Genomic DNA, 22,230 nt, shown 5'->3' with positions numbered 1-22,230 from the left:
TGGTACTGCAGGGGGGACCCTGTGGGAGAGTAGGACACCGCCGAACAATTTTTGGGGAAACCCCCGCATCGAAAGATGCGGGGGTTTTCTGCGTTTCAGGGGTAATGGGCGGCCGGCCCTGAGGGGCTGCCGAAACAGAGCGACTCAGAGCCGTCCCGCCGCCTTGAGAGCCAAATACGCGTCCGCCAGTGCCGACGCCAGATCTTCCGGAATCGCGTCCACGACCGTCACACCGTGCCGACGGAGTTGTTCCGCTGTGCGCTGACGTTCGCTCTGTGCTTGAGCCGCTGCCGCGGCCTCGTACACCGCCTCCGCGTTGCCCCGGGCCTTCGCCATCCGTGCGATGTGGGGGTCCGCCACTGAGGCGACCAGGACGGTGTGGCGCTGAGTGAGCTGGGGGAGCACCGGGAGCAGACCCTGTTCCACCGGTGCCGCGTCGAGCGTCGTGAACAGCACGATGAGGGAACGCCGGGACGCTGTACGGAGGGCCGTGGCGGTGAGGCCGCGAGCGTCGGTTTCGACGAGTTCCGGTTCGAGTGTGGCCATCGCGTTGACCACGGAGGGGAGCACGTCACCTGCCGAGCGGCCCTGGACCAGGGCGCGTACCCGGCGGTCGTAGGCGAGGAGGTTGACGCGATCGCCGGCGCGGGAGGCGAGCGCTGCGAGGAGCAGGGCCGCGTCCATGGAGGCGTCCAGGCGCGGGGCGTCGCCGACGCGGCCGGCCGAGGTGCGGCCGGTGTCCAGGACCAGGAGGATGTGGCGGTCGCGTTCGGGGCGCCAGGTGCGGACCGCGACGGTGGACTGACGAGCCGTGGCTCGCCAGTCGATCGAGCGGGTGTCGTCGCCGGGCACGTACTCGCGCAGGCTGTCGAACTCCGTTCCCTCACCGCGGGTGAGCACGCTGGTGCGGCCGTCGAGTTCACGCAATCGGGCGAGTTTCGACGGGAGATGCTTGCGGCTGGTGAACGGGGGCAGAACCCGTACTGTCCAGGGCACCTTGTGGGAGCCCTGGCGGGAGAAGAGGCCGAGGGGCCCGTAGGAGCGGATCGTCACGCGGTCGGCCTGGCGGTCGCCGCGGCGGGTGGGGCGCAGCCGGGTCGTCACACGCCGCCGCTCACCCGGGGGGACGGTCAGACGGTGACGGGAGGCCTCGACCTCGGTGCCGGGCTGCCAGCTGCTGGGTGGCCAGGCGTCCCGCAGGTGGGCTCGCAGCGGGCGGCGGGAGTCGTTGCTGATCGTGAGCGTGACGTCGGCGGTCTCGCCGAGACGCGTGGAGGTGTCGCCGGAGCGGGCCAGGACGAGCCGTCGTACGGGCGCGGCGAGCGCGTAGTCGCAGGCGCACGCCAGGGCCAGCGGGGCGTTGACCGCGAGGATGCCGGTCCAGCCGGGTTCCAGGATGCCGACGGGGATCGAGCCGAGGGCCGCGAGGAGGGCGGCGCGTCCGGTAAGCGCCATCAGCGGGGGACCGGGACGTGGGCGAGGATCGCATTGATGACGGCGTCCGCCGTCACCCCTTCCATCTCGGCCTCGGGACGCAGCTGCACGCGGTGCCGCAGAGTGGGCAGGGCGAGCGCCTTCACGTCGTCGGGGATGACGTAGTCGCGGCCCGTCAGCCAGGCCCAGGCACGCGCGGTGGCGAGGAGGGCGGTGGCGCCGCGCGGGGAGACGCCCAGGGTGAGGGAGGGCGACTCGCGGGTGGCGCGGCAGATGTCCACGACGTAGGCGGTGATCTCCGGGGACACGGTCGTCTTGGCGACCGCGGCGCGCGCGGCTTCCAGATCGGCGGGGCCGGCGACGGGGCGTACGCCGGCGGCGCGCAGATCGCGCGGGTTGAAACCTGAGGCGTGGCGGGTGAGGACGTCGATCTCGTCCTGCCGGGAGGGCAGAGGGATCGTCAGTTTGAGGAGGAAGCGGTCCAGTTGGGCCTCGGGGAGAGGGTAGGTGCCCTCGTACTCGACGGGGTTCTGGGTCGCGGCGACGAGGAACGGCTCGGGGAGCGGGCGCGGGGTGCCGTCGACGGTGACCTGGCGTTCCTCCATGGCCTCCAGCAGGGAGGACTGGGTCTTGGGCGGGGTCCGGTTGATCTCGTCCGCGAGGAGGAGGTTGGTGAAGACGGGGCCGGGCTGGAAGGAGAACTCGGCGGTGCGGGAGTCGTAGACGAGGGAGCCCGTGATGTCGCTCGGCATCAGGTCAGGGGTGAACTGCACGCGTTTGGTGTCGAGTTCGAGGGCGGATGCGAGTGCCCGGACGAGCAGCGTTTTGGCGACTCCGGGGACTCCTTCGAGCAGGACGTGTCCGCGGCAGAGGAGGGCGACGACGAGACCGGTCACGGCGGGGTCCTGGCCGACCACGGCTTTGGCGATCTCGGCGCGCAGGGCCTCCAGGGCGGCACGGGCGGTGCCCGCGTCCCCGGTCCGCCCGGCGTTGTCAGTGGTCGGGTCCATCATGAACGGCGTACCTCTCTTTCGAGGGCGTCGAGTTGGTCGGTCAGTGCGATGAGGGCCGCGTCGTCGCCGGGCGGCGGTCCGAAGAGGAGCGGGTGCAGGGTCTGTCCGTCGCCGGCGAGGCGGGCGGACAGGGCGGGGAGCAGGGCCTCGGGCGTGTGCGCCTGGGTGACGGGGACGCCGACGAGGGGGGCGAGGCGCGTGCGGGTGGTGGAGCGAAGAGCGGCGGCCGCGCGGTCGCGGGCGTTGGCCTTGCGGTAGAGGCGGGCGCGGCCCTCGGCGGTCTCGGAGGCGCGGATCGCCACGGGAAGCCGTTCGGGCACGAGGGGGCCGAAGCGGCGGGCCCGCCAGAAGGCGGCGAGGACCGCTGCGACGAAGAGCTGCAGGGTGCCCCACAGCCATCCCGAGGGGAGCAGGTCGAGGAAGTCCTTCTGCTCGCCCGTGTCGGTGGCGGAGGAGTCGGAGAGTGAGGGGAGGTACCAGACCAGATGGGGACGCGAGCCGAGGAGCTGCAGGGCGAGCGAGGCGTTGCCCTGCTCGTCGAGGCGGTCGTTGTAGAGGATGTCGGGCGCGCCGAGGACGACGGTGTCGCCCTGCCCGGACGCCGCGGGAATGCGCAGCAGGGTGGCGAGGCGCTCGCTGGGGTAGCAGGAGTCGGCGTCGAGGTGGGTGGTGGTGTAGCGGACGCCGCCGGTGTCGGCGCTGCCCGCGCGCCGGGCGTCGGGCAGGGTGCACTCGGGAGCGACGGTGGAGTGGGTGCTGCGGACGGGGTCCGCGGTCACACCGGGGGCGAGCCGTTCGACGGACGAGCTGCCGGCCGCGACGAGGACGGTGCGTCCGCCGGACGCTGCGGTCGCCTCGTGCAGCCGGGTTTGCTGACGGTGGGTCAGCAGATCGGGGACGGCGACCAGGACGGTGGTGTCGGGGCCGGCGGCGGCGCGTGCGGCGTCGAGCGTGGTGACGACGCGCGTGGACACGCCCCGGTCGGCGAGGAGCTGGGCGACGGCGCGGCTGCCGTAGGGGTCGGCGGAGCGTGGGTCCAGTTCCCCGTGCCGGGCGGTGGAGCGTACGGCGGCCATGGCGACGGCCGCGGCGAGGATCAGCACGACGGCGAGTGTGATGCCTCGCGCGCGGGTCCACACCTGGCGGGCGGTGGGCGCGGTGGAGGTGGCCGGCAGGGTGGTCTCGGTGGTCACTCGGCGGCCCCCCGGCGGGTGCCGTGGGCCGGGCCGGCGGCGGTGTCGGCGAGGGTGGGCCTGGTGTGTTCCAGGTCGTGGTCGAGTTCGGCGAGGCGGTGGTACGACTGCTCGCTCGCCCTGCGTCCGCCGTATGTGACGTCGTCGAACTCCCGGGCCGCGGCGCGCAGTCGGTCCGTGTGCGCGGGTAGCGTGCGGCCGGCCTCGGCGGCCGCTTCGTCGGCTGTGCGGCCGGGGCGCACGTCGAGGAGGGCGCGTTCCTCCAGCGAGCGGACGATGGCCCGCATGCGTTCCTGGACGGCCTGGTTCCAGTGGCCCTGGGCCGCGTGGGCCTCGGCGGCCGCCCGGTGTTCGGCGGCGCTGCGGGGGCGGTCGTCGAACAGGACGGCGGCGGAGGCGGGTTGGCGGCGCGGGGTGCCCAGGCGCCACCAGAGGGCGGCCAGTACGGCGACGACGAAAAGGATCACGACGAGCAGGCCGACCGTGCCGCCGGGGGTCGCCGAGGCGGCCGTGCCGAACAGCCCGCCGAGCCAGTCCCAGAAGGCGTTCAGGGCACGCTGGAGCAGGCTGGGGTCGTTCTCGTGGTACATCCGCTTGGACAGCTCACGCCGGGCCGCCTCCCGTGCGGGACCACGCGGGTCGGTCACGGGCGGCTCGTCTCCCGAGCCGCCTGCCGCCAGGACGGCCGTGTGCACCGCGCGCAGCAGGCCTCGTACGGCCGTGCTGCCGACGCCGGACGTGGCCGACGCCGTGAGAACTCCCCCCGTGAGGCTCACCCCATCAGCTCCCCGGGACGGGGCCGTGGGCGCCGGCGCCGTAGCCCTGGACACCGGCGGCGCGAGCCAGTTCGAGGTCGAGGGCCTCGCGGCGGATGCGCTGGTCGATGTAGAGGAGCACGGTGACGCCCGCGCTGATCGGAAGGGTGAGCGTGGTGCCGATCAACGAGCCGATCCCGCGGATGATCAGGAACGCCCAGCCGACGTCTCCGCCGCCGGCGCCGAACAGGTTGCCGATGCTGTCGCCGCTCACGGCGGCCCCGATCAGGGCGAAGGGGATGGCGACGAGCGAGGCGACGATGTTGGTGATGAGGCCGGTGAGCAGCACGATGCCGAAGACGCGCCACCAGGAGCCGCGCACCAGCTTCGTGGAGCGGCTCATGGCCTTCACGATGCCCTGGCGCTCCAGCATCAGGGCGGGTGTGGCCAGGTAGAAGCGGATCATCAACCAGCCGGCGACGATGATCGCCGCGAGGATGCCGAGGGCCAGCAGGGCCGCTCCGGCGCCGTCGCTGCCGCCGGAGAGCAGGACGAGGAGTCCGGGGAGCGTCCCGGCGAGACCCACGCCGACGACGATCAGGCCGAGCAGCAGGAGCAGGCCGAACAGCCTGAGGATCTGCGGACGGGCTTCGCGCCAGGCCTCGCCGGTGCTGACCGGCTTGCCGAGGACGGCACGGCTGGTGATGGTCGTCAGCAGGGCGGTCGCGACGATCACGGCGACCGTGGAGATCACGGTGACGATACCGGTGCCGATCATGGTTTCCCGCAGGGCCCGGAGGACGTCGTCGGGGGTGGCGCTCTGGTCGCTGAACGACGCCTGGGTCACGGTGTCGTTCATGACGAAGCCCTGCACGAGGACCAGCGTGGTGTCGACGAGCAGAGCGACGGTCAGCGAGATGCCGAGCACCGTGCGCCAGTAGGTGCGCATGGTGGAGACGGCGCCGTCGAGGATCTCGCCGACGCCGAGCGGGCGCAGTGGGATGACGCCGGGCTTGGCCGCGGGCGGGGGGCCGCCCCAGCCGCCGCCCCAGGCTCCGTAGCCTCCGGGCGTGCCGTAGCCGCCTGGACCGGCGGGAGGGCCTCCGTAGCCGCCGCCGTAGCCACCCTGGCCCGGTCCGCCGGGCGGGCGGCCCCCCCAGCCCGGGCCGGGCGGCGGGGGCGGGGGCGGAGGTGGCGGGGCCTGATTCGGGCTGGGAGCACCGGTGGGAGCGGACCACTGGCCGGGTGGCGGCTGCTCGTCGGACCACTTCGCGCCTGGGGTCTGCGGGTCCGTGCCCGGCTGCGGTGCGGGCTCGGTGGGGCCGGGGCGGTCGGCGGGGCCGGACGCACCGGGTTCCCGCCCCTCGGACGACGGGGCGGATCCGGGCGAGGCCCAGCCCGGAGTGTCTGTCATCGAAGCTCCTTCTCGGTGCCCGTCCGCGATCGCGGCGGCAGGTTGGCAGCCATCGTGCCATGGGGTGGTCACCGGCGGACCGGCCGCGGTAGGGGCTGGACACCTTCAATTGTCCGCCGGATCCGGGGCAGACTGACCGCATGGCTGATCAGCAGGCGCGAACCGGCCGGGACAAGCGGCCGAGCGAGATACCGGTGCTCCGATGGGAGGAACCACCCGAAGGTCCCGTACTGGTCCTTCTGGATCAGACGAGGCTCCCGGTCGAAGAGGTCGAGCTGGTGTGCACGGACGCGTCGGCGCTGGTGGAGGCGATTCGTTCGCTCGCCGTGCGCGGGGCGCCGCTGCTCGGGATCGCCGGGGCGTACGGTGTCGCGCTCGCCGCCGCGCGCGGCTTCGACGTGGCCGAGGCGGCAGGTGCGCTCGCGGGTGCCCGGCCCACCGCGGTGAACCTGTCGGTCGGCGTGCACCGGGCCCAGGCGGCGCACCAGGCGGCGTTGGCCAGTACCGGTGATCCCACCGCGGCGGCCACGGCCGCGCTGGCCGCGGCGCGGGCACTGCACCGGGAGGACGCCGAGGCCAGCGCGCGGATGGCGGCGCACGGTCTGGCGCTGCTGGACGAGTTGCTGCCCGGCGGCGGGCACCGGGTCCTCACCCACTGCAACAGCGGATCGCTGGTGTCGGGCGGCGACGGCACCGCTTTCGCGGTGGCCCTCGCGGCACACCGTGCAGGGCGGCTTCGGCGGCTGTGGGTGGACGAAACGCGTCCGTTGCTGCAAGGTGCTCGCCTGACGGCGTACGAAGCGGCCCGCAACGGCATGGCGTACACCTTGCTCACCGACAACGCGGCGGGATCGCTGTTCGCGGCGGGCGAGGTGGACGCGGTACTGGTCGGGGCGGACCGGATCGCGGCCGACGGTTCGGTGGCGAACAAGGTGGGGAGCTATCCGCTCGCCGTGCTCGCGCGCTACCACCACGTGCCGTTCATCGTGGTGGCGCCGCTGACGACGGTCGATCCGGACACCCCCGACGGGGCGTCCATCGAGGTCGAGCAGCGCCCCGGCTATGAGGTGACCGAGGTCACAGCACCCCAGGTGCCCGTGACGGGAGCAGGAGGCGGGATTCCGGTGGCACCCCTGGGGACCCAGGCGTACAACCCGGCGTTCGACGTGACGCCGCCCGAGCTGGTGACGGCCATCGTCACCGAGGAGGGAGCCGTTTCACCCGTGACTGCCGAGGCTCTTGCGGAGCTGTGTGGCAGGTCACGCCAGGTAACGATTTAGCTAATGGGATGATGTCGTTTATGAAGGGACGAGTCCTTGTCGTCGACGACGACACCGCACTGGCCGAGATGCTCGGCATCGTGCTGCGTGGTGAAGGTTTTGAGCCGTCTTTCGTAGCCGACGGCGACAAGGCGCTGGCCGCTTTCCGTGAGACCAAGCCCGACCTGGTGCTGCTCGACCTGATGCTGCCCGGTCGGGACGGCATCGAGGTGTGCCGCCTGATCCGGGCGGAGTCCGGGGTGCCGATCGTGATGCTCACGGCCAAGAGCGACACCGTCGATGTGGTCGTGGGCCTGGAGTCGGGCGCCGACGACTACATCGTCAAGCCGTTCAAGCCGAAGGAGCTGGTGGCCCGGATCCGGGCGCGGCTGCGCAGGTCGGAGGAGCCGGCGCCGGAGCAGCTGACCATCGGTGACCTGGTGATCGACGTGGCCGGGCACTCGGTCAAGCGGGACGGGCAGTCGATCGCGCTGACCCCGCTCGAGTTCGACCTGCTGGTGGCGCTCGCGCGCAAGCCGTGGCAGGTGTTCACCCGTGAGGTGCTGCTCGAGCAGGTCTGGGGCTACCGGCACGCTGCCGACACGCGGCTCGTCAACGTGCATGTCCAACGGCTGCGTTCCAAGGTCGAGAAGGACCCGGAGCGGCCGGAGATCGTGGTGACCGTCCGTGGTGTCGGTTACAAGGCCGGACCGAGCTGACATGTCCCGGGACAGTGCCGCTTCGGCTCCCGGCGGGTCCGGGACCCGTCCGGGGCGGCCTGTCGGCCGGTCGGCAGCGGGTGCGCGCCTCAGGCGTCTCTTCCAGGGCGGGCTGGTGCAGGGCGGAGTCCAGGGCAGCCCGGTCCTGCGCCTGTTCGTGCGCTGGGTGCGCCGGCCGCTGCTGCCGGTCATGCGGCTGTGGCGGCGCAACATCCAGCTCCGGGTCGTCGCCACGACCCTGCTGATGTCGCTGGGTGTCGTCCTGCTGCTCGGCTTCGTCGTGATCGGGCAGGTGCGCAACGGCCTGCTGGACGCGAAGGTGAAGGCGTCGCAGAGCCAGGCCACGGGCGGGTTCGCGGTGGCCAAGCAGAAGGCCGACGAGGCGGCCGGCGGGACCGGTACCGGTACGGGTGCCGGGACCGGCACCGCTGACGGCACCTCCACCGCGGACGGGCGGCAGTCGCAGAACGTCATCCAGTGGATGAGTGATCTTGTGGAGTCGCTGTCCAGCGGTGGCGCGGGCGCCTTCGACGTGGCGACGCTGCCCGTGGGCGACGACAGCGGCGGCGGACGCAGCCCGCGCGGCTCCGGGAACGTCAACCCGACCTCCAGCGTGCCCGCGGACCTGCGCGAGCGGGTCAACAGCGGCACGACGGCCGCCCAGAGCTACACGCGGATCGTGTACTACAACGGCAAGGAGTCCCAGCCGGCGCTGGTCATCGGCAAGCAGGTCAACGACCCCAACGGGCGCTCGTACGAGCTGTACTACCTCTTCCCGCTCACGCAGGAGGAGAAGTCCCTGAGCCTGGTCAAGGGCACCCTCGCGACCGCCGGGCTGTTCGTCGTGGTCCTGCTCGGCGCCATCGCCTGGCTGGTGGTGCGCCAGGTCGTCACGCCGGTGCGGATGGCGGCCGGGATCGCGGAGCGGCTGTCCGCCGGGCGGCTGCAGGAACGGATGAAGGTCACCGGCGAGGACGACATCGCGCGCCTGGGCGAGGCCTTCAACAAGATGGCGCAGAACCTCCAGCTGAAGATCCAGCAGCTGGAGGACCTGTCGCGGATGCAGCGCCGGTTCGTGTCCGACGTCTCGCACGAGCTGCGCACCCCGTTGACGACCGTCCGCATGGCGGCCGACGTCATCCACGAGGCGCGCGAGGACTTCGACCCGGTGACCGCGCGGTCGGCCGAGCTGCTCGCCGACCAGCTGGACCGGTTCGAGTCGCTGCTCGCGGACCTGCTGGAGATCAGTCGCTTCGACGCGGGCGCGGCGGCCCTGGAGGCGGAGCCGATAGACCTCAGGGAGGTCGTCCGGCGGGTGGTCAGCGGCGCCGAGCCGCTCGCCGAGCGCAAGGGCTCGCACATACGCGTGGTCGGCGACCAGCAGCCCGTCGTCGCCGAGGCGGACGCCCGCCGGGTGGAGCGGGTACTGCGCAACCTCGTCGTCAACGCCGTCGAGCACGGCGAGGGCAAGGACGTCGTCGTCAAGCTCGCCGCGGCCGGCGGAGCCGTCGCCGTCGCCGTGCGCGACTACGGTGTGGGACTCAAGCCCGGCGAGGCGACCCGGGTGTTCAGCCGCTTCTGGCGGGCGGACCCGGCACGCGCGCGTACCACCGGCGGTACGGGCCTCGGGCTGTCGATCGCCCTGGAGGACGCACGGCTGCACGGCGGCTGGCTACAGGCCTGGGGCGAGCCGGGCGGCGGGTCGCAGTTCCGGCTGACGCTGCCCAGGACCGCCGACGAGCCGCTGCGGGGATCGCCGATACCGCTGGAGCCGAAGGACTCGCGCCGCAATCGCGGCCTCGACGACGCCGGGCCGGCCCACGGGAGCGAGGAGAAGCGGGCGACCGTTCCGGTGCAGCAGGGCGGCGCCCAGGCGCCCGCGCTGCCGCCGCGCACCCCGATCGCGCCTCGGCTGGCCACGGTCAGCCCCGCCGCCGACCCGACCGCCCTGCCCGGCAACGGCAACGGCACGCGGGTGGTGCCCCGGCCCACCGGTGGTGTACGGCGGCCGAACGACAGGCCCGCCGAGAACCCGGTACCCGCCAGGGGCGCGGCCGGAGTGGAGGACTCGACCGAGCCAGGGGAGGCATTTCGTGGGCGCTGACCGCAAGGGGGGCGCCCGGCGGCGGCCCGGGCGCGCGGTGGCGTACGCCGCCTTGGGTGCCGTTCTGCTGGCCGGGTGTGCCTCGATGCCCGACAGCGGAGACCTGCGGGACGTGGAGTCGACACCGCGGCAGGACACCGGGGTCCGGGTGTTCGCGATGCCGCCGGCCGAGGGCGCCGGTCCGGGCGAGATCATGCAGGGCTTCCTGGAGGCGCTGACCAGCGACGACCCGCAGTACGACACGGCTCGCAAGTACCTGACGGCCGATGCGGCGCGGGCCTGGCGGCCCGAGCGGTCGACCACGGTTCTCGCGAACGGGCCGAGCATCGAGACCGACTGCCAGTCGGGCGGCCGCGAGGAGGCCAACAGCGTCACCTGCGTCCTGGCCGGGAGCCGGGTCGCCACGGTCGACTGGCAGCGGGCGTACCGGCCCGCCGACGGGTCGTACCGCAAGAAGCTGCACCTCACGAAGAACCCCGAGAGCGGGCAGTGGCGCATCGACGGTCTGCCCGACGGGGTCGTCATGGGCAAGTCGGACTTCCAGCGGAACTACACGTCGGTCGGCAAGTACTACTTCGCCTCCAACACGGCGGTCGGGGTGAGCGGGCAGCCGGTGGCGGTAGCCGATCCGGTGTTCGTGCGCAGCAAGGTGGACCCGATGACCCAGATGGTCCGCTCGCTGCTGAAGGGCCCCACCACCTGGCTCAGGCCGGTGGTCAGGTCGAGCTTCCCCACCGGTACGGCCCTGCAGAAGGACGTGTCGGGGCTGACGCCGGACGACCAGAACAAGCTGACGGTGCCGCTGAACCTGAAGGCGTCCCAGGTCGCGGCGTCCAAGTGCACCGAGATGGCGACCCAGGTGCTGTTCACCCTGCGGAACCTGGCGCCGACGCTCGAGTCCGTCGAGTTGCAGGGGCTGGGCGGCGAGCGGCTGTGCGATCTGACCGAGGAGCGCGCCGAGTCCGCCGCCTGGCACGGGTCGGCCAAGCGGCCCGAGTACCTGTACTTCCTCGACGGCAAGCACCAGGTGGTGCGGATGCCGACCGGGAGCACCGGCACCGGCGCGGTTCCGGTGCCCGGTCCCCTGGGCGAGGGCGACAAGGGGCTGCAGTCGGTGGCGGTGTCGCGGGACGAGCACACCGCGGCCGGGGTCGGCAACGGCGGCAGGTCCCTGTATGTGACGTCGCTGGCCGCGGGCGGCTCGCTCGGAGAGGCGCTGGTGACCAGCACCGGTGCGACCCCCTCGGACCGGCTGACCACACCGAGCTGGGACGCCCGCGGCGACCTGTGGGTGGCGGACCGCGATCCGCACCATCCGCGGCTGAAGGTCCTGGAGCAAGGCGTGGCAGAGCCCGCGGACGTCGCCGTCCCCGACCTGCCCGGCCGCATCACGGACGCGCGGGTGGCCGTCGACGGGGTGCGGATCGCGTTGGTGGTGGAGAAGGACGACAAGCAGTCCCTGCTCATCGGCCGGATCCAGCGCGACAACGGGACCGGGCAGGGCATCTCCGTGGACGGGCTGCGGCCGGCGGCACCCGACCTGGAGCAGGTCAGCGCCATCTCCTGGGCCGGGGACAGCAGGCTGCTCGCCGTCGGCCGGGAGCGGGGCGGCGTGCAGCAGATGCGGTACGTCCAGGTCGACGGGTCCACGCTGGACGGACCGGCCCCCGGGGCGCTGCCGGGAGTGAAGGCGATCGCCGCGTGCGAGGACGAGCGGGTGCCCCTCGTGGCCTACTCCGACGACGGGATCGTCCGGCTGCCGGCCGGGACGCAGTGGCAGAAGGTGGACAAGGACGGGACGGCGCCGGTCTATCCCGGCTGAGCCGCAGTCACGGGGCCGCTCTCGGGGACGGGTACTCGGGCGCCCCGGTCCGGTGCGCCGGCCCGGCTGCCTGTGTCGCCCGTGTGGCTGAGCGTCCCTCGTGTGAGTGAGGGCTGTCGCGGGTCGCTCCCGGTTTTCCACAGGGCGTTGTCCACAGGGGTGGTCGGCCTCCTTCCGCGTTGGCACAGTGGTGGCCATGCGGGGGTGGTGGCAGGACCTCACCGACCTGGTGCTGCCGGCCGAGTGCGCGGGCTGCGGGGCACCTCGTACGGTGCTGTGCCCGCGGTGCCGGGCCGCGCTGGGCGGGCGCGCGCCACGGCGGGTGCGACCGGTGCCGGAGCCGGGCGGGCTGCCGGTGGTGCACGCGGCGGCTCCGTACGCGGAGGAGGTGCGGGCGCTGCTTCTCGCCCACAAGGAGCGGGGCGTGCTGACGCTCGCCGGAGCACTGGGCACGGCTCTGGCGGGGGCCGTACGGGCGGGACTCGGCTGGAGCAGCGCTGGTGCCGCCCGCGGCGCTGCTGTCGACGGCGAGCCGGCCGGGTCGGTCGGGTCGTTCGGGCCGGGTGGGTCGGTGGAGCCAAGGGGCTCGTCGGGACTGGGTGCCTCGGTGGGGCCCCGCGGTTCGCAGGGGTCCGGCGGTTCGCTCGGGGTCGGCAGGTCGCGGGGGCCGGGTGGTTCGGTCGGTCGGGACGGATCGCAGGGGCGTGGGGCCGTGGTGCTCGTGCCGGTGCCCTCCGCCCGGTGGGCCGTGCGGGCGCGTGGTCACGATCCGGTGCGGCGGATGGCTCTCGCGGCGGCCGGTGAGCTGCGGCGCACCGGGACACCGGCCCGGGTGGCGGCCGTACTGCGGCAGCGGCGGGCCGTGGCGGACCAGGCCGCGCTCGATGCCCGGCAGCGCCTGGAGAACCTCGCGGGCGCGTTGGAGGTGACAGCGGGCGGTGGCCTGCTGCTCGACGCGGACCGGGTCGTGCTCGTCGACGACCTGATCACGACGGGGGCCACGCTCGCGGAGGCGGCGCGTGCCCTGCGGGCGGCGGCCGGATGGCATCACGAGAGGGGGAACGCAGAGGGAAGCGGGGCGCGACGAGTCGTGTACGGGACCGTAAGCCGGGAAGGTAGGGGGGAACGATGGATCGGAGCACGGCCGGGGAGGCGGAAGTGGGTGCATGGTGCACCGGAAAAGGCGGTGGCGAACGCCCCCGTGCCGGTGCTGCATGCGGCGGTGATCGCCGCTCCTCGGGATTCCTTCGAAATAAACAGGAACTGACCGTCAACTTGCATCGTTGCAGGTAGTGAGAGGGGTAATTCACCTGAACGGAGGTACGCCGTAGTAGAGGGTGACGACATCCGTCCGGGCGAGATATGTTCGGTTGTGAGGAAAGGCGCAGGCCACACCTCTCATATCCGAATGCCGTGCCGCGGGTTTAGCGGAATCACCCGTGGCGGTGGGGTGGAGATCGCGCCCACGGGGGAGGAGGAGGTGGACGTCACCGAGTCCGAGGTCCGGTGATCACCGGACCTGGTGCAAAAGGGAGATGCTCCGCCCAGTCAGCGGAGCGATCCGGGAACGGAGTTCTGCGTGGACATCGTCGTCAAAGGCCGCAAGACCGAGGTGCCCGAGCGGTTCCGCAAGCACGTGGCCGAGAAGCTGAAGCTGGAGAAGATCCAGAGGCTCGATGCCAAGGTGATCAGCCTCGACGTCGAGGTGTCCAAGGAGCCCAACCCCCGACAGGCCGACCGCTGTGACCGAGTGGAGATCACGCTCCGCTCCCGCGGTCCGGTGATCCGGGCGGAGGCAGCGGCCAGCGATCCGTACGCGGCACTCGACCTGGCGGCGGAGAAGCTGGATGCCCGGCTGCGCAAGCAGCACGACAAGCGGTTCTCGCGCCGAGGCGCGCGCCGGATCCCGGCGGCAGAGGTCGCCGACCACGTCCCGGGCGCGGCGACGCTGAACGGCAACGGCCTCCCCGTCCAGGAGGAGGAGACGGAGGGAGTGCCGACCAAGAAGATCGGCTCGCTGGAGGTCAAGGGTGAAGGCCCCCTCGTCGTCCGCGAGAAGACCCACGTCGCCTCCCCGATGAGCCTCGACCAGGCCCTCTACGAGATGGAACTGGTCGGCCACGACTTCTACTTGTTCGTCGACTCCGAGACGAAGGAACCGAGCGTCGTCTACCGGCGTCACGCCTACGACTACGGCGTGATCCACCTCAGCACGGACCCGATGGTCACCGAGGTGCAGCCCCCCGCGGCCGGTGGCACGCTGGGTGGCTGACCCCACCCGACCGAAGCTGAGCCGGTGCCCCTGGAGCGCGTGTGCGCCCCCAGGGGCACCGGTGTGCGACCGGTTCACGCCCCGCACGTCACCGCTGTGTCGTCCGGGCATGAAATCATGGCCGCACCGGCCCAACCGGTGGGCCGCTGCCTTGGGTTGGCGATGGCACAGGACCACAGGCCACAGCCTTCAGGGGGAGGAACGATGGCGGACACCTTCGGACCGATGCGGGACGAGGATGCCGGCGACGGTGTCGTCGGCAGGGGCCCGGACGCGGGCTCGCCACGCGCGGAGCCGATCAGAGTCCTGGTCGTGGACGACCATGCCCTCTTCCGGCGCGGCCTGGAGATCGTGCTCGCGGCCGAGGAGGACATCCAGGTCGTCGGCGAGGCGGGCGACGGTGCCGAGGCCGTCGACAAGGCCGCCGACCTGCTGCCCGACATCGTGCTGATGGACGTCCGCATGCCCAAGCGCGGCGGCATCGAGGCCTGCACCTCCATCAAGGAGGTCGCCCCCAGCGCAAAGATCATCATGCTGACGATCAGCGACGAGGAGGCCGACCTCTACGAGGCGATCAAAGCGGGCGCGACCGGATATCTCCTGAAGGAGATCTCCACGGACGAGGTGGCCACCGCCATTCGCGCGGTGGCCGACGGACAGTCGCAGATCAGCCCGTCGATGGCGTCCAAACTCCTCACCGAGTTCAAGTCGATGATCCAGCGCACCGACGAGCGCCGGCTGGTGCCCGCGCCGCGGCTGACCGACCGGGAGCTGGAAGTCCTCAAACTCGTCGCCACGGGGATGAACAACCGGGACATCGCCAAGGAGTTGTTCATCTCCGAGAACACCGTCAAGAACCATGTCCGCAACATCCTGGAGAAGCTGCAACTGCACTCCAGGATGGAGGCCGTGGTCTACGCGATGCGGGAGAAGATCCTGGAGATCCGGTAGCGGATCCGGCGGAGTCAGGCGAGGGCGCGGGCGAGTTCCCGCGCCAGGGGTTCGCGCAGGCCGGGCGCGTCCGCGCGTTCGACGCGGACGTCCGTGCAGTTCACCCAGGACGCCGCCTCGATCAGCGCCTGGGCGACGGCCGGAACCGCCTTGGGGCCGTCCAGGGTGACCTGCTTGGCGACCAGCGTGCGGCCCTCGCGGGCGGGGTCGACACGCCCGATCAGCCGGCCGCCGGCGAGCACCGGCATCGCGAAGTAGCCGTAGACCCGCTTGGGTTTGGGGACGTAGGCCTCGAGGCGGTGGGTGAAGCCGAAGATCCGCTCCGTGCGCGCCCGCTCCCAGATCAGTGAGTCGAACGGCGACAGCAGCGTGGTGCGGTGGCGGCCGCGCGGCGGCGTCGCCAGGGCTGCCGGGTCGGCCCAGGCGGGCTTGCCCCAGCCCTCCACCTCGACCGGCACCAGACCCGAGTCGGCGATCACCGTGTCGACCTGTTCGCCCTTGAGCCGGTGGTAGTCGGCGATGTCGGCGCGCGTGCCCACGCCGAGGGACTCGCCGGCCAGCCGGACCAGACGGCGCAGGCACTCGGTGTCGTCCAGCTCGTCATGCAGCAGCGCCTGCGGGATCGCGCGCTCGGCGAGGTCGTACACCCGCTTCCAGCCGCGGCGCTCGACGCACACCACCTCGCCGTACATCAGCGCCCGCTCCACGGCGACCTTGGTGCCCGACCAGTCCCACCAGTCGTTCGTCTTCTTCGCGCCGCCCAGCTCCGTGGCGGTCAGCGGGCCTTCCGTGCGCAGCTGCTTGACGACCTGGTCGTAGGCGCCGTCGGGTAGTTCGTGGCTCCAGTGCGGGCGGTTGCGGTAGGCGCGGCGGCGGAAGGCGAAGTGCGGCCACTCCTCCACGGGGAGGATGCACGCGGCGTGCGACCAGTACTCGAAGGCGTGCGCGTCGTTCCAGTACGCGGCCTCGACCGTCTTGCGGCCGACCGCGCCGAGCCGGGCGTACGGCACGAGCTCGTGGGAGCGGGCGAGCACCGAGATCGTGTCGAGCTGGACCGCGCCCAGGTGGCGCAGCACCCCGCGCACACCGGCCCGCCGGTCGGGCGCGCCGAGGAACCCTTGGGCTCGCAGGGCGATACGGCGGGCGTCGTCCGCGGTGAGGGTGAGGGTGGGACGCGGAAGGGTCGTCATGCGTCGGACGATAGACGGTGCCTCTGACAGTCCTCGGTGAGCTGCGGTTTCGCCTGTCCCTGGGCACGCGCGGGCAGGTACGGCGCCGTGGACGGCAGGCCCAGGTCGGAGGGGAGCAGGGAGCCGACCCAGCAGTCGCGTCGTACTCCTTTGTTGTTGAGGCCGGAGCGCAGGGTGCCCTCCATGGTGAAGCCCGCGCGCTCGGCCACCGCGCGGGAGGGGTGGTTGCCGACCTCGGCGCGCCATTCGACCCGGTCGACGCCGATCTCGGTGAAGATCCAGCGGCAGGCGGTGAGGGTGGCCTCGGTGATGTAACCGTGACCGCGGTGTTCCTTGGCCGCCCAGAAGCCGACCTCGGCCGTGCCCAGCGAGTGCATCGTGAGGCCGAGCATGCCGGTCAGTTCGCCGCTGGTCAGGAAGACGCCGAAGGTGAACATCGAGCCCTGTGACCAGCCGTCGGGGACCATCTGCTCGGTGAAGCCCCGGGCGTGCTCGGGCAGATAGGGGGAGGGGACCACGGTCCAGCGCTGGATGTCGGGGTCCTGGGCGGCCTCGTACACCGCCTCGGTGTCGGCCGGGCCGACGGTGCGCAGCACAAGACGGTCGGTGGTGAGCGTGACGGGTTCCATCAGCCGATTCTGCTCGGGACACCCGTGGGGGGACCATCGTTTTTCGCGATACGTGAGTGGGCGATCACCCTTCGTGCAATTCCTCCAGGGAATGCGGCACTATCCGCGTGCCCCGTCCGTTGTCCTGGGTGAAGCAGCCGTCGGGCCGCCAGGCCTCCCGACGCAGCCGGGTCCTCGCATACGATGGCGGTTGCTCAGTACGTCAGAAGGAAAACCGACCGTCCCAGGCCCGACCGGCAAGGAGACCAGCCCCCGTGTCCGTCCTCTCGAAGATCATGCGTGCAGGCGAAGGCAAGATCCTGCGCAAGCTGCACCGCATCGCGGACCAGGTCAACTCCATCGAAGAGGACTTCGTCGACCTCTCCGACGCCGAGCTGCGGGCCCTCACCGAGGAGTACAAGCAGCGGTACGCCGACGGTGAGAGCCTCGACGACCTGCTCCCCGAGGCGTTCGCCACGGTGCGCGAGGCCGCCAAGCGTGTCCTCGGCCAGCGCCACTACGACGTGCAGATGATGGGCGGTGCCGCGCTCCACCTCGGCTACGTGGCCGAGATGAAGACCGGTGAGGGCAAGACCCTCGTCGGCACGCTGCCCGCGTACCTGAACGCCCTTTCCGGGGACGGCGTCCACCTCATCACGGTCAACGACTACCTGGCCGAGCGCGACTCCGAGATGATGGGCCGCGTCCACAAGTTCCTGGGCCTGAGCGTCGGCTGCATCCTCGCCAACATGACGCCGGCTCAGCGCCGCGAGCAGTACGCGTGCGACATCACCTACGGCACGAACAACGAGTTCGGCTTCGACTACCTGCGCGACAACATGGCGTGGGCGAAGGACGAGCTGGTGCAGCGCGGCCACAACTTCGCCATCGTCGACGAGGTCGACTCCATCCTCATCGACGAGGCCCGTACGCCGCTGATCATCTCCGGCCCGGCCGACCAGGCCACCAAGTGGTACGGCGACTTCGCCAAGCTGGTCACGCGGCTCAAGCGCGGCGAGGCGGGCAATCCGCTCAAGGGCGTCGAGGAGACCGGCGACTACGACGTCGACGAGAAGAAGCGCACGGTCGCCATCCACGAGTCCGGTGTCAGCAAGGTCGAGGACTGGCTGGGCATCGACAACCTCTACGAGTCGGTGAACACCCCGCTCGTGGGCTACCTGAACAACGCCATCAAGGCCAAGGAACTCTTCAAGAAGGACAAGGACTACGTCGTCATCGACGGCGAGGTCATGATCGTCGACGAGCACACCGGCCGTATCCTCGCCGGCCGCCGCTACAACGAGGGCATGCACCAGGCGATCGAGGCGAAGGAAGGGGTGGACATCAAGGACGAGAACCAGACGCTCGCCACGATCACCCTGCAGAACTTCTTCCGCCTCTACAAGAAGCTGTCCGGCATGACCGGTACGGCGATGACCGAGGCCGCCGAGTTCCACCAGATCTACAAGCTCGGCGTGGTCCCGATCCCGACGAACAAGCCGATGGTCCGCAAGGACCAGTCGGACCTCATCTACCGCACCGAGGTGGCCAAGTTCGAGGCGGTCGTCGACGACATCGCCGAGAAGCACGAGAAGGGCCAGCCGATCCTCGTCGGCACGACGTCCGTCGAGAAGTCGGAGTACCTGTCCCAGCAGCTCAGCAAGCGCGGCATCCAGCACGAGGTGCTGAACGCCAAGCACCACGAGCGTGAGGCGTCGATCGTCGCCCAGGCAGGCCGCAAGGGCGCCGTGACGGTGGCCACCAACATGGCCGGCCGTGGTACCGACATCAAGCTCGGCGGCAACCCGGAGGACCTCGCCGAGGCGGAGCTGCGGCAGCGCGGCCTCGACCCCGAGGAGCACATCGAGGAGTGGGCGCACGCCCTGCCCGCCGCCCTGGAGAAGGCGGAGCAGGCGGTCAAGGCCGAGAAGGACGAGGTCGAGGCGCTCGGCGGGCTGTATGTGCTCGGCACCGAGCGGCACGAGTCGCGGCGGATCGACAACCAGCTGCGCGGTCGTTCCGGCCGTCAGGGCGACCCCGGCGAGTCCCGCTTCTACCTGTCCCTCGGCGACGACCTGATGCGTCTGTTCAAGGCCCAGATGGTCGAGCGCGTGATGTCCATGGCGAACGTGCCGGACGATGTGCCGATCGAGAACAAGATGGTCACGCGCGCGATCGCGTCCGCGCAGTCGCAGGTCGAGCAGCAGAACTTCGAGACCCGTAAGAACGTTCTGAAGTACGACGAGGTGCTCAACCGGCAGCGCGAGGTCATCTACGGCGAGCGTCGGCGCGTCCTGGAGGGCGAGGACCTGCAGGAGCAGATCCAGCACTTCATGAACGACACGATCGACGCGTACATCGAGGCGGAGACCGCCGAGGGCTTCCCCGAGGACTGGGACCTGGACCGGCTGTGGGGTGCCTTCCGGCAGCTGTACCCGGTGAAGATCACGATCGAGGAGCTGGAGGAGGCGGCCGGTGACCGTGCCGGTCTGACCGCCGAGTTCATCTCCGAGTCCATCAAGGAAGACATCCACGCGCAGTACGAGGCCCGTGAGACGCAGCTCGGCTCCGAGATCATGCGTGAGCTGGAGCGCCGGGTCGTGCTGTCGGTCCTCGACCGCAAGTGGCGCGAGCACCTCTACGAGATGGACTACCTCCAGGAGGGCATCGGCCTGCGCGCGATGGCGCAGAAGGACCCGCTGGTCGAGTACCAGCGCGAGGGCTTCGACATGTTCACCGCCATGATGGAGGGCATCAAGGAGGAGTCCGTCGGCTACCTGTTCAACCTGGAGGTCCAGGTCGAGCAGCAGGTCGAGGAGGTCCCGGTCGAGGAGGCCCAGCCGGTGGGCGAGGGCGTCCAGGACACGGTGCCGGCGCAGGCGGGGGCGCGTCCCGAGATCCGCGCGAAGGGGCTGGACGTGCCGCAGCGGCGTGAGCTGCACTTCTCCGCGCCGACGGTGGACGGTGAGGGTGGCATCGTCGAGCGCGACCTGGAGGACGACGAGCCGGTGCGCTCCGAGTCGGACGGGCTCACGCGGGCGGAGCGGCGGCGGCAGGCCAAGGGCGGGCGGCGTCGTAAGAAGTAACGCTTGCCTGCGGCGCTTCAGCCGGTGAGAAGGGCCGGGTCTCCTTTGGGGGCCCGGCCCTTCTGTGTTGCCGGTGCCGGCCGCTGTTCTGGATGGTCGCGGCTATGGGGTGCCTGTTTCTACTGCCGTGCAGCGCCAGCGGAGGTCCTTGCCCAGTTCCAGGCGGAACGCCATGGCTCGTAGCTGGTCCCCGGCGGCGATGCGGGCGAAGACCTCCAGGGCGCCGTCGCTGGGGACGTAGTAGCCGATGTCGTGGACGACCGGGCGGGAGCCGAGGGTTCGCAGGGGGCTGCGCTCGGCGAGGCGGGCCAGGTCGTCGTAGGCGCGGCCCGCTGTGTGGCGGAGCATCCAGTGGACGGGGCGCTGGCCGCTCAGGACGGCCAGCAGGCGGTCCGCGAAGAGGTCGGTGGGGCGCGGCTGCCGCACAGCCGCGTCAGGCAGCGTACGGGCCCTCTCAGCGGTGGCGGTGGCGGTGGCGGGGGCAGCGGCGGGGGCGGGGGCAGCGGCGGTGGCGGATCGGCGGGACGCGGGGCGGGCCGCGCTCCTGGTCGGGGTACGGGGTGGGGCGCCGGCCGGGCGGCGGGTGTCGTGGCGGGTCGGGGGACGGTGGCGCGGGCGGGGCTGGGCGGTGCGGCTCATGACCTTGTTCATGGAGGTCCCCGTTCGGCGGGCCCGGGGATACCGGGCGGTAACTAGCTGTCGGGGATCTTGTACGGGGGCGGCGCAGGACGTGGCAAGGAAGGTGGGGAGTGCGGGCCAGGGGCGGAGAAGTTCACTTATCCGAGGGACGAGTGGGTGCGGAAACCCTGCACGCAGGCGGGTGAACGGGGTGAATGCGCGGCGTCGGGTGGACGCCTTCCGGGGTCTGGGCAGGGACTCGAAAGGGGACGGGCGCACGTATCCTGAAGGCCCTCCGGGAGGCCCGCCCGCCGGGCTCCCCGGGGCCTCAGCGGAACCTTTGATCAGGAAAGAGCGGCCAGCCATGCGCGTCTACGTCCCCCTGACCCTCCCCGGTCTCGCCGAGGCGCACAAGACGGGTGAGCTGGGGAGCGGCCCCTTCACCGCGTATGCCGTCACGCCCGCGTTGCGCGAGTGGTACCTCTCCGACGACATCGAGGAACTGGAGTACGCGGCGCTCAGCCGGGCCGCGCTGGCCTCGCTGAGGCTGCTCGCCGCCGACCCGGGTGCCCCGCGGCGCCGGGTCGTGGTCGCCGTGGACGTGCCCGACGGCGCCGCCACCGCCGACCCGGACCGCGGTCTCGACCCGGCGGCGCTCGGTGAGGTGACCGTGACGTCGACGATGCCGCTCGCGAAGGCGGCCGCGGTGCACGTCGACGCCGACGACGCGGAGGCGGACGTGGCCGCGGCGGTCGGCGCCCTGGACGCCGCCGACGGCGGGGACGACGACGCGCAGTTCGTCGTCGACGGGGCCGACGACCACGAGCTGCTGTGGTACGCCACGCAGGAGATCCCCAACCTGGTCGGACAGGTCTGACCTGGACGGCCGCCCTGATTGTCAGTGGGGGCGGGTACGGTCTTGGACATGGGGACGCAGGCAAGCGCGCACATCGTCTGGGACTGGAACGGGACCTTGTTCCACGACAATGACGCGATCATCGGGGCGACGAACGCGGCCTTCTCCGAGCTGGGGCTCGCGCCGATCACGCTGGAGCAGTACCGGGCGCTGTACTGCGTGCCGGTGCCGAAGTTCTACGAGCGGCTGCTGGGCCGGCTGCCGACCGACGCCGAGTGGGAGCTGATGGACGGCATCTTCCATCGGCACTACGCCGAGCAGCGGGTGCGGTGCGGGCTCACCGCCGGGGCGGCCGAGCTGCTCGCCGGGTGGCGGTCGGCGGGGCACAGCCAGTCCTTGCTGAGCATGTACGTGCACGACGAGCTGGTGCCGCTGGTGCGTGGCTTCGGCATCGAGGCGCACTTCATACGGGTCGAGGGGCGTACGGGGCCGTCCGGGGGGAGCAAGGCCGAGCACATGGTGCGGCACCTGCGGGCGCTGGCCGGGGTGGCGGAGCCCGCGCGCACGGTGGTGATCGGGGACGCGGCGGACGACGCGGTCGCGGCGGGGCATGTCGGGGCGCGGGCTGTCCTGTACACCGGCGGGTCGCACAGTCGGGCCAGTCTGGAGGAGGTCGGGGTGCCGGTCGTGGACACGCTGGAGGAGGCGGTGGCGGAGGCGCAGCGGATCGCGGCGTAGGGCGAGCGGCGTGGCTGCGGGGGCGGCCGGTGACGGTCCCTGTGCTGCGGCTGGGCGGGGGTGGGGTCGCTTGCCCGCGCTGCCGGGGTGCCGCCGCGCCCACCCGTGCCACCCCAGCGGCACGACTGCCCGCAGCGACGCAGGTTCAGCCGCTGCCGGTTGGGCGCCGTTCCGGCGCTGTGACGCCCGTAGCCGTAA

18 protein-coding genes are annotated in these 22,230 nt (G+C 71.7%); 10 read left to right on the top strand and 8 right to left on the bottom strand.

Features of this window, described 5'->3' with window-relative positions; translation table 11 throughout:
* Positions 1–144: 144 nt before the first annotated feature.
* From ACGFRF_RS38820 to ACGFRF_RS38800, 5 genes are read right to left on the bottom strand one after another with little or no spacing between them, the layout of a single operon-like run.
* A complete protein-coding gene (locus ACGFRF_RS38820) occupies positions 145–1,455 on the bottom strand; it encodes a DUF58 domain-containing protein (protein ID WP_393748368.1) in 1,311 nt (436 codons plus the stop codon).
* A complete protein-coding gene (locus ACGFRF_RS38815) occupies positions 1,455–2,444 on the bottom strand; it encodes an AAA family ATPase (RefSeq protein ID WP_393748366.1) in 990 nt (329 codons plus the stop codon). Before ACGFRF_RS38815 ends, ACGFRF_RS38820 begins: the two co-directional genes overlap by 1 nt.
* A complete protein-coding gene (locus tag ACGFRF_RS38810; RefSeq protein ID WP_393748364.1) occupies positions 2,444–3,640 on the bottom strand; it encodes a DUF4350 domain-containing protein in 1,197 nt (398 codons plus the stop codon). Before ACGFRF_RS38810 ends, ACGFRF_RS38815 begins: the two co-directional genes overlap by 1 nt.
* Positions 3,637–4,416, bottom strand: coding sequence for a DUF4129 domain-containing protein (locus tag ACGFRF_RS38805; RefSeq protein WP_393748362.1), 780 nt, complete (start codon positions 4,414–4,416; stop codon positions 3,637–3,639). Before ACGFRF_RS38805 ends, ACGFRF_RS38810 begins: the two co-directional genes overlap by 4 nt.
* Positions 4,417–4,420: 4 nt before the next feature.
* Positions 4,421–5,809, bottom strand: a complete 1,389-nt coding sequence (locus ACGFRF_RS38800; RefSeq protein ID WP_393748360.1) for a glycerophosphoryl diester phosphodiesterase membrane domain-containing protein — start codon at positions 5,807–5,809, stop codon at positions 4,421–4,423.
* Between the two features lie 140 nt (positions 5,810–5,949).
* Here ACGFRF_RS38800 and mtnA point away from each other — a divergent pair, with 140 nt between their 5' ends.
* From mtnA to ACGFRF_RS38765, 7 genes are all read left to right on the top strand, one after another.
* The gene (gene mtnA, locus ACGFRF_RS38795; protein ID WP_393748358.1) at positions 5,950–7,089 is read left to right on the top strand and encodes an S-methyl-5-thioribose-1-phosphate isomerase; all 1,140 of its coding nucleotides are present in this window, start codon (positions 5,950–5,952) and stop codon (positions 7,087–7,089) included.
* A gap of 8 nt (positions 7,090–7,097) precedes the next feature.
* Positions 7,098–7,787 carry a two-component system response regulator MtrA gene (gene mtrA / locus ACGFRF_RS38790; protein WP_191870552.1) on the top strand — a complete coding sequence of 230 codons (690 nt, stop codon included), beginning with the start codon at positions 7,098–7,100 and terminating at the stop codon, positions 7,785–7,787.
* A 1-nt stretch (position 7,788) separates the two neighbouring features.
* Complete coding sequence (gene mtrB, locus ACGFRF_RS38785; RefSeq protein ID WP_393748355.1) at positions 7,789–9,891, top strand: MtrAB system histidine kinase MtrB; 2,103 nt, start codon at positions 7,789–7,791, stop codon at positions 9,889–9,891.
* Positions 9,881–11,713 (top strand): LpqB family beta-propeller domain-containing protein, encoded by a 1,833-nt coding sequence (locus ACGFRF_RS38780; RefSeq protein WP_393748353.1) that lies wholly within the window; start codon positions 9,881–9,883, stop codon positions 11,711–11,713. The genes mtrB and ACGFRF_RS38780 overlap by 11 nt, the downstream gene beginning before the upstream one ends.
* A 196-nt stretch (positions 11,714–11,909) precedes the next feature.
* Positions 11,910–12,980: a ComF family protein gene (locus ACGFRF_RS38775; protein ID WP_393748351.1), complete on the top strand. Its 1,071-nt coding sequence runs from the start codon at positions 11,910–11,912 to the stop codon at positions 12,978–12,980.
* 312 nt (positions 12,981–13,292) lie between these two features.
* Positions 13,293–13,985 (top strand): ribosome hibernation-promoting factor, HPF/YfiA family, encoded by a 693-nt coding sequence (hpf, locus tag ACGFRF_RS38770; RefSeq protein WP_393748349.1) that lies wholly within the window; start codon positions 13,293–13,295, stop codon positions 13,983–13,985.
* A 204-nt stretch (positions 13,986–14,189) separates the two neighbouring features.
* Entirely contained in the window at positions 14,190–14,936 is a 747-nt protein-coding gene (locus tag ACGFRF_RS38765) for a response regulator (RefSeq protein ID WP_393748347.1), read from the top strand.
* Positions 14,937–14,950: 14 nt separating this feature from the next.
* Here the strand turns inward: ACGFRF_RS38765 and ACGFRF_RS38760 are convergent, their stop codons facing one another.
* Together ACGFRF_RS38760 and ACGFRF_RS38755 are read right to left on the bottom strand one after the other, a co-directional pair.
* The gene (locus tag ACGFRF_RS38760; RefSeq protein ID WP_393748345.1) at positions 14,951–16,126 is read right to left on the bottom strand and encodes a winged helix-turn-helix domain-containing protein; all 1,176 of its coding nucleotides are present in this window, start codon (positions 16,124–16,126) and stop codon (positions 14,951–14,953) included.
* On the bottom strand, positions 16,123–16,755 hold the full coding sequence (locus ACGFRF_RS38755; protein ID WP_393748343.1) for a GNAT family N-acetyltransferase: 633 nt from the start codon (positions 16,753–16,755) through the stop codon (positions 16,123–16,125). Before ACGFRF_RS38755 ends, ACGFRF_RS38760 begins: the two co-directional genes overlap by 4 nt.
* Positions 16,756–17,009: 254 nt before the next feature.
* Between ACGFRF_RS38755 and secA the strand changes: the two genes are divergently transcribed.
* Positions 17,010–19,820, top strand: coding sequence for a preprotein translocase subunit SecA (gene secA / locus ACGFRF_RS38750; protein WP_393748341.1), 2,811 nt, complete (start codon positions 17,010–17,012; stop codon positions 19,818–19,820).
* A gap of 102 nt (positions 19,821–19,922) precedes the next feature.
* On the opposite strand, the gene ACGFRF_RS38745 is transcribed toward secA, so the two are convergent.
* Positions 19,923–20,471 carry an Rv3235 family protein gene (locus tag ACGFRF_RS38745; RefSeq protein ID WP_393748339.1) on the bottom strand — a complete coding sequence of 183 codons (549 nt, stop codon included), beginning with the start codon at positions 20,469–20,471 and terminating at the stop codon, positions 19,923–19,925.
* A gap of 331 nt (positions 20,472–20,802) precedes the next feature.
* Between ACGFRF_RS38745 and ACGFRF_RS38740 the strand changes: the two genes are divergently transcribed.
* Complete coding sequence (locus ACGFRF_RS38740; protein ID WP_393748337.1) at positions 20,803–21,315, top strand: DUF6912 family protein; 513 nt, start codon at positions 20,803–20,805, stop codon at positions 21,313–21,315.
* Between the two features lie 48 nt (positions 21,316–21,363).
* Complete coding sequence (locus tag ACGFRF_RS38735; RefSeq protein ID WP_393748335.1) at positions 21,364–22,032, top strand: HAD family hydrolase; 669 nt, start codon at positions 21,364–21,366, stop codon at positions 22,030–22,032.
* The last annotated feature ends 198 nt before the right edge of the window (positions 22,033–22,230 follow it).

It is taken from the genome of Streptomyces sp. NPDC048521 (assembly GCF_043199855.1).
In the GTDB taxonomy this organism is placed as follows: Bacteria; Actinomycetota; Actinomycetes; order Streptomycetales; family Streptomycetaceae; genus Streptomyces.
The sequence above is the reverse complement of the archived record's forward strand: the minus strand, read 5'-3'. Positions and strand labels throughout refer to the sequence as shown.

Coding starts and splice junctions, on each gene's coding strand:
- ACGFRF_RS38820 (WP_393748368.1), bottom strand. CDS start 1,455: ATGGCGCTTACCGGACGCGCCGCCCTCCTCGCGGCCCTCGGCTCGATC.
- ACGFRF_RS38815 (WP_393748366.1), bottom strand. CDS start 2,444: ATGGACCCGACCACTGACAACGCCGGGCGGACCGGGGACGCGGGCACC.
- ACGFRF_RS38800 (WP_393748360.1), bottom strand. CDS start 5,809: ATGACAGACACTCCGGGCTGGGCCTCGCCCGGATCCGCCCCGTCGTCC.
- mtnA (WP_393748358.1), top strand. CDS start 5,950: ATGGCTGATCAGCAGGCGCGAACCGGCCGGGACAAGCGGCCGAGCGAG.
- mtrA (WP_191870552.1), top strand. CDS start 7,098: ATGATGTCGTTTATGAAGGGACGAGTCCTTGTCGTCGACGACGACACC.
- mtrB (WP_393748355.1), top strand. CDS start 7,789: ATGTCCCGGGACAGTGCCGCTTCGGCTCCCGGCGGGTCCGGGACCCGT.
- ACGFRF_RS38775 (WP_393748351.1), top strand. CDS start 11,910: ATGCGGGGGTGGTGGCAGGACCTCACCGACCTGGTGCTGCCGGCCGAG.
- ACGFRF_RS38765 (WP_393748347.1), top strand. CDS start 14,190: ATGGCGGACACCTTCGGACCGATGCGGGACGAGGATGCCGGCGACGGT.
- ACGFRF_RS38760 (WP_393748345.1), bottom strand. CDS start 16,126: ATGACGACCCTTCCGCGTCCCACCCTCACCCTCACCGCGGACGACGCC.
- ACGFRF_RS38755 (WP_393748343.1), bottom strand. CDS start 16,755: ATGGAACCCGTCACGCTCACCACCGACCGTCTTGTGCTGCGCACCGTC.
- ACGFRF_RS38745 (WP_393748339.1), bottom strand. CDS start 20,471: ATGAACAAGGTCATGAGCCGCACCGCCCAGCCCCGCCCGCGCCACCGT.
- ACGFRF_RS38740 (WP_393748337.1), top strand. CDS start 20,803: ATGCGCGTCTACGTCCCCCTGACCCTCCCCGGTCTCGCCGAGGCGCAC.
- ACGFRF_RS38735 (WP_393748335.1), top strand. CDS start 21,364: ATGGGGACGCAGGCAAGCGCGCACATCGTCTGGGACTGGAACGGGACC.